This is a genomic window from Paenibacillus taichungensis (assembly GCF_003287275.1).
GTDB classification, from domain to species: Bacteria; Bacillota; Bacilli; order Paenibacillales; family Paenibacillaceae; genus Paenibacillus; species Paenibacillus taichungensis_A.
Window position 1 is genome coordinate 21,639 of the sequence record NZ_QEVW01000009.1, and the last position, 17,759, is coordinate 39,397.

14 protein-coding genes and 1 other annotated feature (1 of these 15 only partly in view) are annotated in these 17,759 nt (G+C 47.0%); of the genes, 11 read left to right on the forward strand and 3 right to left on the reverse strand.

Going from position 1 to position 17,759, the window contains the following annotated elements; translation table 11 throughout:
• Window positions 1-145 (forward strand) — a binding site (T-box leader); it begins 122 nt to the left of the window's first position.
• A 71-nt stretch (window positions 146-216) separates the two neighbouring features.
• On the forward strand, window positions 217-2,661 hold the full coding sequence (gene leuS / locus DC345_RS14885) for a leucine--tRNA ligase (protein WP_113053791.1): 2,445 nt from the start codon (window positions 217-219) through the stop codon (window positions 2,659-2,661).
• Here leuS and comER read toward each other — a convergent pair.
• Window positions 2,642-3,487, reverse strand: coding sequence for a late competence protein ComER (gene comER, locus DC345_RS14890; protein ID WP_113053792.1), 846 nt, complete (start codon window positions 3,485-3,487; stop codon window positions 2,642-2,644). The genes leuS and comER overlap by 20 nt on opposite strands.
• A 186-nt stretch (window positions 3,488-3,673) precedes the next feature.
• Here comER and DC345_RS14895 point away from each other — a divergent pair, with 186 nt between their 5' ends.
• From DC345_RS14895 to DC345_RS14905, 3 genes are all read left to right on the forward strand, one after another.
• Entirely contained in the window at window positions 3,674-4,261 is a 588-nt protein-coding gene (locus tag DC345_RS14895) for a ComEA family DNA-binding protein (protein ID WP_258530683.1), read from the forward strand.
• 133 nt (window positions 4,262-4,394) lie between these two features.
• The gene (locus tag DC345_RS14900; protein WP_113053793.1) at window positions 4,395-4,916 is read left to right on the forward strand and encodes a deoxycytidylate deaminase; all 522 of its coding nucleotides are present in this window, start codon (window positions 4,395-4,397) and stop codon (window positions 4,914-4,916) included.
• Between the two features lie 105 nt (window positions 4,917-5,021).
• A complete protein-coding gene (locus DC345_RS14905; protein ID WP_181586602.1) occupies window positions 5,022-7,886 on the forward strand; it encodes a ComEC/Rec2 family competence protein in 2,865 nt (954 codons plus the stop codon).
• A 621-nt stretch (window positions 7,887-8,507) separates the two neighbouring features.
• Here the strand turns inward: DC345_RS14905 and DC345_RS14915 are convergent.
• Entirely contained in the window at window positions 8,508-8,810 is a 303-nt protein-coding gene (locus tag DC345_RS14915; protein ID WP_053781298.1) for a hypothetical protein, read from the reverse strand.
• Window positions 8,811-9,160: 350 nt separating this feature from the next.
• Between DC345_RS14915 and DC345_RS14920 the strand changes: the two genes are divergently transcribed.
• The 3 genes from DC345_RS14920 (at window position 9,161) to holA (ending at window position 12,237) form a co-directional block, all read left to right on the forward strand.
• Window positions 9,161-9,709, forward strand: a complete 549-nt coding sequence (locus DC345_RS14920) for an RNA polymerase sigma factor (RefSeq protein WP_024628507.1) — start codon at window positions 9,161-9,163, stop codon at window positions 9,707-9,709.
• A complete protein-coding gene (locus tag DC345_RS14925) occupies window positions 9,706-10,962 on the forward strand; it encodes an anti-sigma factor (RefSeq protein ID WP_113053795.1) in 1,257 nt (418 codons plus the stop codon). The genes DC345_RS14920 and DC345_RS14925 overlap by 4 nt, the downstream gene beginning before the upstream one ends.
• A gap of 258 nt (window positions 10,963-11,220) precedes the next feature.
• The gene (gene holA / locus DC345_RS14930; RefSeq protein ID WP_113053796.1) at window positions 11,221-12,237 is read left to right on the forward strand and encodes a DNA polymerase III subunit delta; all 1,017 of its coding nucleotides are present in this window, start codon (window positions 11,221-11,223) and stop codon (window positions 12,235-12,237) included.
• 166 nt (window positions 12,238-12,403) lie between these two features.
• Here the strand turns inward: holA and rpsT are convergent, their stop codons facing one another.
• Window positions 12,404-12,676 carry a 30S ribosomal protein S20 gene (rpsT, locus tag DC345_RS14935; protein WP_024628504.1) on the reverse strand — a complete coding sequence of 91 codons (273 nt, stop codon included), beginning with the start codon at window positions 12,674-12,676 and terminating at the stop codon, window positions 12,404-12,406.
• A gap of 175 nt (window positions 12,677-12,851) precedes the next feature.
• Here rpsT and gpr point away from each other — a divergent pair, with 175 nt between their 5' ends.
• The 4 genes from gpr (at window position 12,852) to lepA (ending at window position 17,686) form a co-directional block, all read left to right on the forward strand.
• The gene (gpr, locus tag DC345_RS14940; protein WP_113053797.1) at window positions 12,852-13,853 is read left to right on the forward strand and encodes a GPR endopeptidase; all 1,002 of its coding nucleotides are present in this window, start codon (window positions 12,852-12,854) and stop codon (window positions 13,851-13,853) included.
• 162 nt (window positions 13,854-14,015) lie between these two features.
• Window positions 14,016-15,311: a stage II sporulation protein P gene (locus DC345_RS14945; protein ID WP_113053798.1), complete on the forward strand. Its 1,296-nt coding sequence runs from the start codon at window positions 14,016-14,018 to the stop codon at window positions 15,309-15,311.
• A 54-nt stretch (window positions 15,312-15,365) separates the two neighbouring features.
• The gene (locus DC345_RS14950; protein WP_113053799.1) at window positions 15,366-15,725 is read left to right on the forward strand and encodes a hypothetical protein; all 360 of its coding nucleotides are present in this window, start codon (window positions 15,366-15,368) and stop codon (window positions 15,723-15,725) included.
• Between the two features lie 146 nt (window positions 15,726-15,871).
• Window positions 15,872-17,686 (forward strand): translation elongation factor 4, encoded by a 1,815-nt coding sequence (lepA, locus tag DC345_RS14955; protein WP_076288069.1) that lies wholly within the window; start codon window positions 15,872-15,874, stop codon window positions 17,684-17,686.
• The last annotated feature ends 73 nt before the right edge of the window (window positions 17,687-17,759 follow it).

Below are 17,759 nucleotides of genomic sequence, written 5' to 3' on the forward strand. Positions count from 1 at the left end.
TGCAACCGACTGAAGTAACACTCGGTTCAGGAATGGAAATCCGCATCGGTTAACCGCCGTTACAGGTCCAAAGGGAGTGGATGACGAAGCACGATCGTCCGCTAACTAGGGTGGTACCACGGGAATTCAACCTCTCGTCCCTAGCGCTGCAAACGCTACGGGATGCTGAGGTTTTTTTGTTGCAATAAATGCGAATAACCAGAGGAGGAACAATAGATGAGTGAGAATCAACAGCCAAAACACGGCTACAAGCCACAAGTCATGGAGAAAAGTTGGCAGCAGTACTGGGATGACAATAAAACGTTTAAAACGGGTGAGGACCCGGCTAAACCGAAGTTTTATGCCCTGGATATGTTTCCGTACCCATCTGGCTCAGGCCTGCACGTAGGTCACCCGGAAGGATACACGGCAACGGATATCGTATCCCGTTTCAAACGTATGCGCGGCTTCAATGTATTGCATCCAATGGGTTGGGACGCTTTCGGCCTGCCTGCTGAGCAGCATGCATTGGATACTGGTGAGCATCCACGACATATTACATTCCGCAATATTGACAATTTCCGCCGCCAGATCAAATCACTGGGCTTCTCATATGACTGGGATCGGGAGATCAGTACAACAGACCCTGACTACTACAAATGGACGCAATGGATCTTCATCCAATTGTACAATAAAGGGCTGGCATATGTAGATGAAGTACCTGTTAACTGGTGCGAAGCTTTGGGCACGGTACTGGCGAACGAAGAAGTTATCGACGGTAAGAGTGAGCGTGGTGGACATCCGGTCGTTCGTAAACCGATGCGCCAATGGGTATTGAGAATTACGGAATATGCAGAGCGTTTGCTGGAGGACCTGGAAGAGCTGGACTGGTCAGAAAGTATCAAGGATATGCAGCGCAACTGGATCGGTAAATCGACCGGGGCGGAAGTTACTTTTGCCATTGAGGGTCATGAAGAAGTTATCAAAGTGTTTACGACACGTGCAGATACGTTGTTTGGCGCAAGTTATGCTGTATTGGCACCTGAGCACGAGCTGGTGGAAGTCATTACAACGTCTGAACAGCGTGAAGCAATCAAGGCATATCAGGAACAGGCTGCTCGCAAAAGCGATCTGGAACGTACCGATTTGGCTAAAGACAAAACGGGTGTGTTCACAGGAACTTATGCAATCAATCCGGTAAATGGAGCGAAGGTGCCAATCTGGATTGCCGATTATGTTCTGGCTGGATACGGCACAGGCGCGATCATGGCCGTTCCGGGACATGACGCTCGTGACTGGGAGTTTGCGAAACAGTTTGGTCTGGACATCATCGAGGTTGTACAGGGTGGCGACGTGACACAAGAAGCGTATTCCGGAGACGGACCGCATGTGAACTCCGATTTCCTGAACGGATTGAACAACGAAGAAGCGATTGCGAAGATGATTGCCTGGTTGGAAGAGAACGGTAAGGGACAAGGCAAAACGACCTACCGTCTGCGTGACTGGTTGTTCAGCCGTCAGCGTTACTGGGGTGAGCCAATTCCGATTCTGCATCTGGAAGACGGAACGATGAAGACGGTGCCAGAAGATCAACTGCCTTTGCTGCTGCCGGATATCGACCAGATCAAACCTTCGGGTACTGGCGAATCACCGCTGGCGAATGTTACGGAATGGGTTAACACCGTAGATCCGGAAACAGGAATGAAAGCACGTCGCGAGACGAACACGATGCCACAATGGGCAGGTAGCTGCTGGTATTACCTGCGCTTTATCGATCCACACAATGACAAGGAACTGATCTCTCAAGAGAAACAGCAGCAGTGGCTGCCGGTTGATCTGTATATCGGCGGAGCAGAGCACGCGGTGCTTCACTTGCTGTACGCTCGTTTCTGGCATAAAGTGCTGTATGATCTGGGTGTGGTGCATACCAAAGAGCCGTTCCACAAACTGGTCAATCAAGGTATGATCCTGGGAACCAACAATGAGAAGATGAGTAAATCCCGTGGTAATGTTATTAACCCGGATGAGATCGTCAATGAATTCGGTGCAGATACATTGCGTCTGTACGAAATGTTCATGGGACCATTGGAGGCGACAAAACCGTGGAATGCTAACGGGGTTGAGGGCATGCACCGCTTCCTGTCACGTGTATGGCGTCTGTTCATCAATGAAGATACAGGTGCAATCAACGACAAGATCACAGCAGATGGTGGAACCGATGAGTTCAAGCGCACTGCACACAAAACAATCAAAAAGGTTACAGAGGATCTGGAACATCTGCGTTTCAACACAGCGATCAGCCAGTTGATGATCTTCATCAACGATGCATACAAAGCAGATACGCTGCCGCGTGAAGCCATGGAGAACTTTGTACAGCTGTTGTCACCGCTGGCACCGCATATGGCAGAGGAGCTGTGGAGCCGTCTCGGTCATGAAGGTGGAATCTCTTACGTAGCTTGGCCTGAGTATGATGAGTCCATGACGGTTGACGCCGAAGTGGAGATTGTTGTTCAAGTGAATGGCAAAATTGTAACCCGTGCTACGATTGCGAAGGATCTGGACGCACAGGGCATGCAGGACTTTACAATGGAACTGGCACCTGTGAAACAGGCTCTGGAAGGCAAGACCATTCGCAAGGTCATTGCCGTTCCAGGCAAACTCGTTAATATTGTTGCCGGTTAATCTCACCGGCTTTGAATAGTTCATCCAGCTTTAACAAATCTTCATCATATTTGTCATGAGTTGTCTGGATTAAGCTGTCAAAAACACCATTCAGATTCACTTTTAGCAGGGCAAGTGCCTGTGCGGTGATGCCGCCAGGTACAGCCACTCGAGCTTGAAGTTCTTGCGGGGTGTATCCTCCTTCGGTAAGCAGTTTGCCTGTTCCCAGGAGCATCTCGCCGGCAAGAGCGCAGGCATCGGCTCGTTTGATGTCTGTAAGCTTGACTGCACTCTCGATCCATTGCTCCAGAAAGAACGATATGAATGCAGGTCCGCAGCTGGAGAAGTCGGATGTGATCCGGGTACAGGCTTCATCCACTTGGTAGGGTCTGCCGATATGACTGAGCAGCCCTTCCAGCACAGCGCGGTCTTCGGTAGTCATTCGCTCACCGTGTATACACAGGGACGCTCCGCTGCCGACCTGGTGCGTAACGCTGGGGATAACTTTGGAGACTTTGCAAGGAAGTGAAGATTCCAGATGGCGCAGCTGCACGGGACTGGTGATCGAGACGATTATATGATTGGGATTCACGACAGGCAGGATGTCGTCAATGACATGTTTGAATTCAAGTGGCTTCACGCACAAAAAGATGATATTGCTGCGGATGACGGTTTCCCGGTTGCTTTGTGATTCATGCAGACCGGGGTAACGGAGGGATAGCTGCCGTACTTTGGAAGGAGTTCTATTGCTGGCGGCGATCTGCCGTGGCTCAAGTGCACCGGATTGAATCAAGGCATAGATCAGCAGGCTGCCCATGCTGCCGGTTCCGATAAATCCAACCTTCATTGTTCAGGCCTCCTTTCATGCTTTACGGTAATGGCGCAGTTCTTTCCCTCTAGTGTATGCGTCAGGACCTGCTTCACATGACATGAAAATAGTACAGCTTGGTTTACCAGGCAAGTCCAACGGTTCGGAAGCACCGCCCGTGTTCAGAATAGATTTATTTTGAATCCAGGGAGAGGTGTGGAAGAAATGAGATGGACAAAGGGGATGACCATTGCTGCGGCGGTGGTCGGATGTATACTAATATTATGGTCGGGCAAAAGTGAACAGCCGCCTTCTGGCTGGGAACCTATGCAGCTCGCCACCGAGAAGCCGACGATAGAGCAGGAAACCCCTGCTGTACAGTCGGCTACTTTGGTTCAGGAACAAACGAAAGCTTCCGATGCAGAACAGAGACCGCCAACAACAGAGGTCCCTGTAGAGACTAATCAGGTTGATACCGCAGCAGGGAAAGTGGCTGATCAGACAGTTGCAGTTAAGCAAACGGATACTTCTACAGGTGGGACACAAACGAAATCCGAGGCAACCGCTGCTTCATCAGACAATAACCAAGCATTGGTGAGCAATGAAGCTGTCGACAATGGCAAAATTGATGTCAATACAGCTCCTGCTGCCAAGCTCATGGAACTTCCCGGAATTGGGGAGAAAAAGGCGCAAGCCATTATTGATTATCGTAATTCCCATGGTCCTTTTACCAAAGTCAGCGATCTGACCAAAGTGAAAGGAATCGGAATGAAGATGCTGGAGAAAATGGCTCCTTATGTGCAGATCAGATAATTACGCAATAATAAATATTAGGATATAAGTTGAATCTGAATGACAGAATAGCCATCCCAATGTTCTCTGTACGCTGAGTGTCTGGATGACAATGAGATGGGTTCAACTTGTATCCGAGGGGAGGGAAACGGTTATGAGCACAGCAGACGTACGCAAAGACTGGGATACGTATTTCATGGACATCGCATATATGGTCTCTACCCGTTCCCGCTGTTCACGCCGTCATGTTGGCGCTGTACTTGTACAGGGGAAGAAACTGCTTGGAACAGCTTATAACGGTGCGCCCATGGGGGTTCCGGACTGCTCTGAAGCAGGATGCATGATCTCGGAAGAATATGAGCTGGTGGTAACCGACGGTCAGGAGGCAATGGTCAAAAAGCAACGCTGCATTCGTACTATTCATGCGGAGCAGAATTTGCTTTTGTTCACCGATCGGATTGACCGCGAAGGCTCTTCTGTATATGTCACGGATGAACCTTGCTGGACTTGCTCCAATATGCTCGCGAATAGCGGTATTACAGAAATCGTGTTTCATCGCCCGTATCCCAAGGACACAGGCAAAGTTACAAACATGATGAAGCAAAAAGGCATTACGTTTCGTCGGCTGGAAAATTACCAGCCTCCGCGGGAGACGATGATGACCGTAAGTGACTAGAACCAATATAATATTCAAATTTGCGGGGAAGAACCTCCGGTTGCTGTATCAGCTGCCGGGGGTTTTTCTGCGTTCATACGGGTGACACATAGGAGGGGGAAGAAAATGAAAGGCAGGCCTTTACTGGTATTTACCGTCTGCTGGTTATGCGGTAGTGGGATGGCATGTGCATTATCGGGTTGGTCCTTGATCGTGGGAATGATGGGGGCATTAATTTGTCTGCCACTTTTACTACAATGGATTGATATACGCGGTTGGTCCATCTTGTTACTGGTCGGGGCACTCGTTGGCGGCGCTGTGCACTGGGAATGGAATGATGCGCGGAATCGGAGCAGTCTGCCCGATATCACACATACGGCTGCGGAGGATTTGGATGGTTATGCAGCTACATTCGAAGGAACCCTTATGTCGGATGTACGCATAGATGGGGATCGGGCCGATTTTGAAATGCAGGTCACGTCGATACTTCCACTATCCGAGGCATCAACAGCAGCAGGGTCGGAAGCGGGAAATGCGTCTAACTTGAGAGAACATCTAATGGTCCAAGTTCGCTTGGCTGAGGAAGAAGAACAGCAAGTCGCAGCGGGGTGGAAGCGAGGAGATTCGATCATGTTGACGGGTTCCCTTGCGCTCCCTGGTGAAGCCAGAAACTTTGGTGGCTTTGACTATCAAAAATACTTAAGGACTCTTCATATCCATTGGTTGTTTAAAGTGAAGGGGGCCAATTCAGTAACCACCGTTCCACCTGAAGGGCTGGGGAAACTCAATATCCTTCGGTGGAATGACATCATCAGGCATAAGCTTGGCGCAGCGGTAGAACAGATATTTCCCGAACCTCATGCGGGCTATATGAAAGGTCTGATTATCGGGATGGCTAATGATATCGATCCGGATACATATGGGCAATTTTCACAGCTTGGTTTAACTCATATATTGGCGATCTCCGGAACACATGTTGCGGTGTATGTGGCATCACTGCTGCTCCTTTTATCCTGGCTTAGGTTAACCCGAGAAACATCGCTCACCATTGTGTTGCTGCTGATACCTGCATATGTACTGTTGTCTGGCGGTTCGCCATCGGTCATTCGTGCGGGTATCATGTCGATGATTGGCTTGTATATGGCACGGCGTGGCCTTGCCAGGGACGGATTGCAGATGATCAGTGCAGCGGCGTTGTTAATGATGTGGTGCAATCCGTATTTTTTACTAAGCGTGAGCTTCCAGCTATCTTTTCTGGTAACAGCCGGACTGATGATTTACATGCCACTGATTAATCGGATATTTAGCAGTTGGCCCAAGGGCCTTGCAGCAACAGCTTCTGTGACGGTAACCGCACAGCTCATTTCTTTTCCGGTCACGATTCTGTATTTCAACCAGTTTTCACTGCTTTCATTTGTCGCAAACTTCCTGCTTGTATCTTTGATCAGTGCCATTGTGCTTCCTCTTGGAACGGTCGCTCTGATTTTATCGTTTATTTGGATACCTCTGGCTAAACCATTGGCGTGGATTGCTATTATGCTGAACAAATTGACCTTTGTAAGTGTGGAGTGGATGAATAGTTTGTCTGGTTTTGTGCTGATCTGGGCTACCCCATCGCTACTGTGGATCGCAGCATATTATGTCGTTCTCTATGCGCTTTTGCGGGTCCTCCATCGCGGCCGAGGTGACCAGCCTGTAGTTCAAGGCACAGAAGAGGACACGGCTCCCCTGGATCGCCGATATGTTGAGGGAACGCCTAAAGCGGCTCTGGGGGTGTCTGGAATATCTAATGTATCATCACAAAGATTAAATAAAGGTCGACGTGAAGCTAGTCCTGGTTCGATGACGACATTAAGTGCGAGCATTGCCTGGCCGGAATACACAAGTGCATTTGCTGCGCGAGGGGCGGGTTTTTACTCTGGTGAACGGATGAACGTCTTCCACAAATGGATGTGTACGCTGCTGGCTCTCAGCTTTGTGGCGGGATTATGGTGGGCGTACCAGACACCGCAACCTGCGGGGACCGGAGTGGTGCAGTTTTTGGATATCGGTCAAGGGGACAGTACACTTATTACAACACCTGAAGGTAAACATATATTGGTTGATGGTGGAGGTACAGTTCAATTCGGGAAGTCTGAACATTCCTGGAAGACACGACGTGATCCATATGAAGTAGGGGCCAAGGTGGTCGTTCCCTTATTGAAAAAGCGGGGCATTCATAGGCTGGACGCCGTAATCGTAACCCATGCCGATCAGGATCATGCCGGGGGATTGCAGGCTGTGCTCGAACAGATCCCGGTGGAACGATTCATGTTCAATGGGACAACCAGTGGTACAGCCAATTTTGAGAAATTGCTGGATACCGTTATAGACAAGCAGATACCGTTATATGCCATTCGCCAAGGGATGTCTTACGCTCCGGATGGAGAAACCAGATTGCATTTTTTATATCCGGATCTGGAGAAAGCGATGGACACAGGAGAAAGATTGCCCGTATCGGAACATCAGAATCATGACTCAGTTGTCTTTTTGTTGGAAATGGCAGGCGCCTCATTATTGTTCACTGGAGACATGGATGCTGCAGCCGAGCAGGATCTGCTCTTTATGATTCAGGATGGATCGCTCGCAGCCTCGTTTGGACAGTACGATGCAGATGCTACGTTAGCAGATGGTACTGTTCAGGAGATGTTCACACATCACTCGGGGGAGAATCATAAGGAGGTTCCTGTCACCATAGATGTATTAAAAGTCGCACATCATGGGAGTAAAACATCGTCAACGGAAGCTTGGTTACAGTACTGGAATGCATCCGCATCCGTGATATCTGCAGGGGCCAACAATACATATGGACATCCCAATCCTGGGGTGCTCGAACGTCTTGTAGATTCGAGTACAGACATCTATCGAACTGATCAAATGGGGGAAATTCAGATGAAAATCAAAGATGGGAAGATAAATGTGCGTTATAAGTTGACGATGGATGATTCATGAATTTCTGTGGGACTTGACTAAAATGGATTACTCTCTTGCTTTTGAAATACCAACTATTAAACTAATTATAGTCGCACTGAATATATTAATCATGTGATCGATTTCATCCCAAGTTTTATGGCGTATTATCATATTGAATACAATAAATGATAGACTACAGAGTAGAAAAAATCCTAGGAAGTATTTTAAGAAGATTTTCAAATTCATTAATCTGCCTCATATCCGGTTATAAATTTTGTTGCGCCGTTGTGAATTCTAATTCGTGTTAGTGCAGCTTGAATTACTATAAAAATAGTGTCTCGTTTTTCCGTTAGTTGTCTGATTTACCTCCTCTACGTAGCTATATTTTCTATTATAAGTTATAAAATGGGACTAATTATGCTGTTTATGTGAGACTAATGTAAAATTTAGTTTAAAGTGGGGAGTTATTCCTTGTTCATCATGTTCGCTCTATAATGATAACATCTACACATTTCTCAATAACTTCTAGAAGCCTCTCTATAAATACTAAAGAAGTACATCATGTGCTCGTAGAATGAAACCAAAAGCCCGCTTTCCGGTATACTCCTCGGGGAGAATGCCGGAAAGCGGGCTAATTTTGGAATGACTTATAACAAGGAATTATTCAACGCCATCTTTGAAGTGTTTACTCCAGTGTTTGTCGCCTTTGTGCAACAGATCTTCTACAGTTTTCTCAAGCGTAAGCAAGAGCTGAGCGCGAACATCGAGCACGGTTTCTCTGTACAAGCGTTCTTCCGATCCGACAATTTTATCGCCGTATAATGCCTGTGCAGCGGTGTATTTCCGATGTTCTTCAACCAGGGTATCGATAGATTGCAATGCATGTTCCACAAAATGGGATATGCTTTGATATTCTTTGGGCATTTGTTCTTTTAACGCTTGAATTTTTGCAAGAGCTGGCATGCTCATCACCTCGTGTTATGAATGTAAATTTACAATACACTGTTTTCATGAAAATTACATTAAAATGAGCTTAAATTTGTACGAAATTTGAACTTTTTTATTTTCAATGCTATAAGTGTTGTTAGCTATAATGTATGCCATTGTAATTAAATTGAGTCGTGTAAGTACTGGAATGACTTTTGAGCTGGCTTGATGACTCGTTATGCAATTTCTGTTATTCTAAGAGAAGATTTCAGCGGCCCCAAATACATAAGCCGTTATTTTGTTATGGCAATAAAAAAAATACTTAACTTTGCAACAATTTTATTGATGGTCACGTCTGTAAGGTTGCAGGGAGAGGGGGATCCTTTGTGGTAGAGCCGGAACTCATCAGAGCCGCTCAATCGGGCGATCGCGACGCTCTAATTACCCTATTGCGGGACATTGAACAGCATGTTTATCGGACCGCATATTACATTCTAAATAATGAACAGGACGCTTTAGATGCTGCTCAGGAAGCGTTGATCCGAATTTACACCAAGATTAATTCATATGAGGAAAAGGCCCAGTTTAAGACATGGGTTCAGCGCATCGTCACGAATATCTGTATTGATAAATTCAGAAGAACCAAGCCTTCCGTCTCCATTGACGAACATGATATGGTTTTTCAGGACAATCAGGATGTGGAATTCGAAGTGATGTCCACATATGTGGCAAAGGATATTCAGGATGCTATTAACAAGTTGCCTGAGCATCATCGTACCGTTATTGTTCTAAGATATTTGCAGGACTTATCCTATAACGAAATTGCGGATTGCCTCGATCTTCCGTTGAATACGGTTAAATCTTATTTATTTAGAGCCAGACAGCAATTACAGAATCTACTACAGGAGTATCAGAAAGGTGGTGTGACAGGATGAAATGCGAAGAGGTGGTGGAATGGATGCACCGGTATCTGGATCATGATCTGGGCGAGGCGGAAACTGCGCAGATGCTACAGCATGTGGCCCAATGTCCGGAGTGCGCTGAAAACTTTAGTTTGCTCAGAGCTCTCTCCAGAGAACTGGAAGATTTGCCGCAGGTAACCCCGAGATTCAGTCTGGTTGATGCCATTATGCCGCAACTGGATGCAATCGACGAAGCGAAAAGAGAACAAAGCAGTACCATACAGGAAATGAGTCCTGTCCCTGCTGCATTTGAGAATTTACAGCGTTCAAGTGAGCGGAAACCGAAGCAAAAATGGTTGAATTCCATGGCAGGTCGGATGTCTATGGGCGCAGCAGCAGCAGCTGTTGTACTGGGCGTTGCCATTTTCGGATATCAGCCAGAGAAGATTGAAAATGCAGAAATGATAATGAGCACAGGCAGTGCTCAAGAAGGCGGGAATGAGGGTCAAAATCCACTGAGCAGAGAGATCAACAATGAAGATTCTTCCTCCTCTCTACAGAGCGATAACAGTGTCTGGGTTGATAGTTCGGAAAGTCAGCCATCCGCTGAAGATAAACAAGCTCAAGAAATTGGCCCTAAAGAAGACAGTTCAGAGAAGAAGCAGGAACCTGAATTGAAGGAAGGCCAAACTTCTAAACAGCCGGATACAGGTTCAGAATTGAACAAGAGTGATGCAACGAAGAACGCCCCTTCCAGTTCCAATCCTGCTGATAGTACCAAGAGTGCGGATCAGCAAAAAAGTCAAGACTCAGGACCTGCTACGGGATCTTCGACAGGTTCTACTGAGAGCGGAGCAACAGAGCCTGAAAATGGGGACGCACAATCATTCACTTCTCAGGATATGCCTGATGTTAAGGTAGAAGAGCCGACAGAGGGTGTGACGAGTCCTGATTCCGAGACAGGTATGGATGCAGCGGGAGGAAATAAAGGATTGGCTGCCACGGATTCAGGGGCACTTGCCACCACGACTCCAAAAGAATGGAAGTCACCCGATGGCTCCTATCTGGTCATGCTGCTCGGCGATCAGATCAGCATCTACTCTAAACCAGCCGCTGACTCGGATGTGCTAAATCTGGTCGAGCAACGTAATGTGGAGGGTACACTAAAATCTGCGAGCTGGTCTCAGGATAGCGCCGTATTTAATTACGAGACAGATCAAGATGGAACAACAGTGAAAAAATCGTTTAACGTGTCTACTACTTCAAGCGGAACCTCTGCCAAATAGGCTGTGAATTATACGTTTGGCCTCAAGACTTGCCGAACATTTCTGTTGTATCAAGAATATATTGAAAGTAACAACAACGTCCTATCTCAGTTGGCATAACTGACGTCGTATGACCGCGCACCAGCTTTTTCTAGAATTGTTGGTGTCAGCGTTTATATAGATGTAGGACAGGGGGCCTTCATCCGTTAACCGGATGTAAGGCCCCTTTGTTGTCTGTTACGTTTTCTGGTAGGATAAGAGAGATAAGGGGGCACCGTGATGGATGTAAAGAGTGCGACAAAGGCAATACGTAATGGAGAAACGGCTCCGGTATATGTGCTGTACGGAACGGAGAAGTACCAGATACAGCAATTTACGGATATGTTAAAACAACAGGTAATTGAAGAAGAACACCGAGAATTTGCGATCATTCCATATGATCTCTCTGAGACACCTGTGGAGGTGGTCATTGAAGAAGCGGAGACGGTTCCTTTTCTTGTTCCACGTAAACTCATTATCGTTCGCGATGCTAATTTGTTTACAGCAGGCAAGGATTCCAAAATTGATCACCAGATTGATCGGCTGCTTACATATATGGACAATCCGGCAGATTACAGTACTATTGTGTTTCTGGCCCAAGGAGATAAACTGGACGAGCGTAAAAAACTAGTGAAGGTAGCTAAGAAACAAGCCGTTGTCCTTGCATTTGCCCCGCTAAGTGGTGAGGAGCTGCTGGGTTGGATTGTAAAGCTGGCGAAGCAGCAGGATGTATCTTTTGAGGCCGGAGCGGCTGACACACTTGTGAGTTATGCAGGAACAGGCCTTCAGACGTTATCTGCGGAAGTGGACAAGTTATGTCTGTTCGCTGGTAACGGCGGCATGATCACACGCGCGGATATCGAATCACTGGTGGCGCGAAGTACGGAGCAGAATGTGTTCGCATTGGTAGAGGAGCTTGCTAACTTAAGGCTGGAGAAAGCCTTGGGTCTTTTTTATGAGTTGCTGAAGCAGCGTGAAGAACCAATCAAAATTGCTGCCTTGATTGCTCGTCAATTTCGAATTATGATTCAGGTAAAAGAGTTAGGGCAGCAGAGTTACTCCCAACAGCAAATTGCCAGCCAGCTTGGTCTGCATCCGTATGCTGTTAAAATTGCTGGTGAACAGGCTCGCAAGTTTCAGGCAGAACGTTTGAGGTTGATTCTGAGTCACCTCAGTGAACTGGATTATCAGATGAAGACCGGGGCAGTGGATAAAGTGCTCGGACTGGAGCTTTTCTTGTTAAGGCTCGGAGCTTAAACTTAGATATAACTGTAATACAAAGCGGCCTCTAATCCGTTGATGGTGAGATCATCGGAATAAAGGCCGCTCTGTTTAAATGAGTGCTTATAGAATCAGATACTAAAAAATCCTGAAAGCTCGTGCTGTTCAGGATTTTTCCATTAGATCGTATAAGTAACGCTTCTTACGCTTGTGCGGAAAGAGCGTTCAGTTTTTTCGCCAAGCGAGACTTTTTGCGGGCTGCAGCATTTTTATGAACCAGACCTTTAGTTACAGCCTTGTCCAGCTTTTTGGAAGCAGCTTGAATCGCAGCTTTTGCAGTATCAACTTCGTTACTTACCAGAGCAGCATCAGCAGCTTTAACAGCTGTACGGAGTGCAGATTTCTGGGAAGCGTTGAGTGCGCGGCGCTTGTCGCTCGTTTTTACGCGTTTAACAGCGGATTTGATGTTTGGCATTACATTCACCTCCTGTAAGGCATTTGCATGAATACAAACGTTTCACAACTTAAAATATTCTAGCACGCTGGCATGCAAATTGCAACAGATTTTCCTATGATGTTCGATAGTGCTGCATAAAGCACACCATTTTCCCACACAATATGCTCAAATGCGGTAAGGGAGGCAGGGACAGATGACACTGGATTTGCAAAATTATGCAGTTCGTACCGACTTGGCAATTGACTCCAAGGAGATGGCTCAGGGGGGACAGAAACAGACGATTCCCGGGCTGCGGGAGGATGTGGATGAGAAAGACGGTATCAAAATCACACGTATTGATGTGCTTGATGATGCAGCCGCTTCAGCAATTGGGCGTGTGAAGGGGCACTATGTCACTTTGGAGGTTCCATCGCTTCGTAACGGGGATACCGATCTTCAGGAGCGGGTGGCGGCAGAATTCACGCGGGAGATGGAAGATTTTTTGGCCAAGGCCGGAATTAACAAGACATCCAAGGTGCTGATTGTGGGTTTGGGCAACCTGAACGTCACGCCTGATTCACTTGGTCCGCTGGTAGTGGAGAATCTGATGGTTACCCGTCAGTATTTTGAGCTGGTGCCGGATCAGGTTGCACCGGGGTATCGGGAAGTCAGTGCCATTGCGCCAGGTGTCCTGGGTACAACGGGTATAGAATCCAGTGACATCGTACAAGCGATCGTGGATCGAACGAAACCGGATGCAATCATTGCGATTGATGCGCTGGCTTCACGCTCCCTCGAACGTGTTAATACAACGATTCAAGTGGCAGACATCGGCATTCATCCTGGCTCAGGAATTGGGAACAAGCGACGTGGACTTACACGTGAAATATTGGGTGTTCCCTGCATTGCCATTGGTGTACCTACCGTATGTTATGCTTCGACCATCGTGAATAACGTCATCGAAATGATGCGTACTCATTTTCGGCAAGAGACCGACCAGACGAAACAGATTATGGGCATGCTGGACGATATCGGCGAAAATGACCGTCTCAGTTTGGTAAAAGAGGTACTGGAGCCACTAGGTCATGATCTGATCGTTACCCCCAAAGAAATCGACGAATTTGTCGAAGATATTGCCAATATTATTGCAACAGGTCTGAATGCCGCGCTCCATGACGCAGTAAATGCTGAGAATGTGGCTGCCTACACTCATTAAATAACATTTTGAAGTTTAAAATGTTTGAGACTCCTGGGAAGAAGGTCCGAATCTATCGGACTTTCTTTTTTTGTGCAATCTTCTTTTTCCTGTTCTATCAAATCTGGCAGGCTCATAGAGTTGAAGTATAAGCGTTGTCCAGCAGGGAAGGAGACAGAAGCAATGAACAAAATATTGGCCTGGAATATTGGTAAATGGAAAAAGAGATGTTTGCACGTGCTGGCCATGGGCCGTACGTTGTTGTTGCTTATGATCATATCTGCTTTGTTTTTTGTTGTACTCGGTCTAGGAGGCATGGCAGAGAAGCGTTTGAATAGCTCGCCCGTTTCTTCTATGAAAGGATTTGCGGGAGCCGTATCAAGCAGCTTTTTTGTGGACATGCTCGGCATGGAAATGCCTCATCTAGCTAAGAAAGATCAGGCTTCTGCATTTTCTGGTGAGAATCTGACTTCGTTTGTGTTCCAACTGCTGACGAATGTGAATCCGCAAGACCCCAAAAGCCTGATCGCTAGAGAAATGCCTGGCATGGGTTCCAATCAACCCGTACTGCTGCGACCGGGATCGGGGAATGAAAAAGCTGAAGCTCCAGAAGATTATCAGCCGGGTCCAGGACTCATTGATACGGCCTCGGCAGGCGGAGGGAAATCAGGTGGCGAGCAGCATATCCCGCCAGGTCAGGATAATCCCGATCCATCCGATCCAAAGGACCCCGGTGATGGTGAAGTAAAGGGTGATCCTCCACCGAAGAGTGGCGGTAAAGATGAACCGAGTAAACCAACGACAGGAAAAAAAGCGATCCTTGTCTACCATTCTCATCCACGTGAAGGATACAATCCTCTCTTGGGCACGAAGAGTGACAATCCTTCCTCTGGTAAATCGACTGGTAATGTTTTTCAAGTGGGAACCTACTTGACCGACAGTTTAGAGAAACTGGGGATTGGGGTGGAACATGCTAAGGAAGATTATCCGACCAAGGTAAAAGATTATAACTGGAATTATTCCTATAAATACTCTCGTCAGACAGTGAAAGCTGCACTCGCTCAAAATGACGATCTTACGTATCTCATCGATATCCACCGTGACTCTCAGCGTCATAACAAAACAACGACGACCATTAATAATCTGGGTTATGCCAAAGTATATTTTATTATAGGACATGAAAATCCAAACTGGCAGCAGAATGAAGCCTTTGCGGCCAAAATTCATAAGAAGCTGGAAGCGAAGTATCCAGGGGTGTCTCGGGGCGTCTGGGGCAAAGATGGTGGCGGGGCCAACAATGGTGAATACAACCAGACGCTTTCTCCCAACAGCATATTGATTGAGATTGGCGGCATTGATAATACGGCTGCTGAACTGGAACGGACATCCAAAGTACTCGCCGACATGATTGCAGAGGTGTACTGGGATGATCAGAAGGTGGACAAAGCGAGTGCGGAAAAGACGTCAAAAGGTGGCTAGTATTCTTGAGATGAAAGAATAGAAGACACAAAGATATAACAGGAGGCGAGGAATGTGTCCAGATTCGGCAAAAGATTGTTTTCCATCTGTGTATTAATGTTGCTGGGTGTTCTGTTTGGAATGCAGCTGGCAGGCAGCAGCTTTAATAGGGGCGATGATTCGACCGGCAACCCTGCAGTGGTGAAAACTCAGCCGGTGTCACCGGTTGCCGAGTCTGTTCCGACCACGTCCGTAAAACAGGAGATTAAAGAACCTCCAGCAGTACCTGTTCTGTCACCGAGTCAGGTGCTTGGTGCAGAGCAGAGCAAAGCGCCGGTCGACGTGCTGGCTGACAAAACGGCAGGTCTTCTTCAAAATCTGTCCCATAACGGAATGAAGTGGGTAGTATCCTTATTTAGCGGAGTCGCTGAATAAAAGGTTGTGACATATAGGCAAAATATACCCTTGGGAGTTCGCAATTGTGGCGCTAATTATAAAGTTGAGGCAACGCGGGATTGATGCACCCTGCATCAACTGTTATAATGAAGTGATTGACACTAGGCTGTTTCTGGGGGTAAGGAATGACTGACATTCGGGCAAGACAACGTAAAATTCGTAACTTTTCAATTATTGCACATATAGATCACGGCAAATCAACACTTGCGGACCGGATCTTGGAGTACACAGGTGCGCTAACTACACGTGAAATGCAAGAACAAGTATTGGACCAAATGGAACTTGAACGCGAACGTGGAATTACGATCAAGTTGCAGGCGGTAGCGCTGACTTACAAAGCCGATGACGGCGAAGAGTATCTCTTGAATCTGATTGATACGCCTGGACACGTAGACTTCACATATGAAGTATCACGTAGCCTTGCTGCATGTGAAGGTGCTTTGCTGGTTGTGGATGCGGCACAGGGAATTGAAGCCCAGACGCTGGCTAACGTGTACCTGGCATTAGATAATGATCTTGAAATTTTACCGGTAATTAACAAGATTGACCTTCCAAGTGCTGACCCGGATCGGGTTAAACAGGAAGTGGAAGATGTCATTGGACTGGATACAAGCAATGCGGTTTTGGCTTCAGCCAAGGCGGGTATCGGTATCAAAGAGATTCTGGAGCAAGTCGTGCAAAGTGTACCAGCTCCACAAGGTGATCCGGACCAGCCTTTGAAAGCGCTGATTTTTGACTCTCACTATGACCCGTACAAAGGGGTAATTGTTTACGTACGTGTTGTAGACGGCAAGATCAAATCAGGTTCCAAAATCAAAATGATGGCAACAGGCAAAACTTTTGAAGTCATTGAGGTTGGAGCGTTCAAACCTCGCATGACTATCGTGGACGAGCTGAACGTCGGTGATGTTGGATTTATCGTTGCAGGTATCCGTCATGTAGGCGATACACAAGTCGGGGATACGGTGACAGATGCCAAAAATCCAACACCTGAACCTTTGCCGGGTTACCGCAAAATTAATCCAATGGTATACTGCGGTCTCTATCCGATTGAAACATCGGATTATGTTGACCTGCGTGAAGCGTTGGAGAAATTGCAGTTGAACGATGCTTCACTCAGCTTTGAGCCGGAGACTTCCAGTGCACTCGGTTTTGGATTCCGTTGCGGATTCCTTGGATTGCTTCACATGGATGTTATCCAGGAGCGGATTGAGCGTGAGTTCAATATTCCACTGATTACGACTGCACCAAGCGTAATTTACCACGTGACGTTGACCAATGGTGAAGTTATGCAGATTGACAACCCATCCAACTATCCTGAGGTGGGAAGAATTGATTACGTTGAAGAACCGTATGTTAAAGCTTCGATTATCGTACCAAATGATTATGTAGGTACCATTATGGAGCTTTGTCAGAATAAACGCGGTGAATATGTGAATATGGAATATTTGGACACAACTCGGGTTACCATTACGTATGAGATCCCGTTGTCCGAGATTGTATATGACTTCTTCGATCAATTGAAATCAAGCACCAAAGGATATGCATCCTTCGACTACGAGCTGTCCGGTTATCGTCAGTCCAATCTGGCGAAAATGGATATCTTGCTTAATGGTGAGCAAGTCGATGCCTTGTCCTTCATCGTTCACCGTGACCGTGCGTATAACCGCGGACGCATTATCTGTGAGAAGCTGCGCGAGCTGATTCCACGGCAAATGTTCGAGGTGCCGATCCAAGCATCTGTGGGTACCAAAGTTGTAGCTCGTGAAACGGTAAAAGCAATGCGTAAAAACGTACTTGCCAAGTGTTATGGCGGTGACATCTCGCGGAAACGGAAACTGCTCGAGAAGCAGAAGGAAGGTAAGAAGCGGATGAAGCAGGTTGGTAACGTAGAGGTTCCGCAGGAAGCGTTCATGGCGGTGCTGAAAATTGATGATTAATAATTCAATTTTGGGTACAACACAGAATGTGTGTATCAAAATTGAATTGTAAGCCGTTTGCTTGCAAACGCGG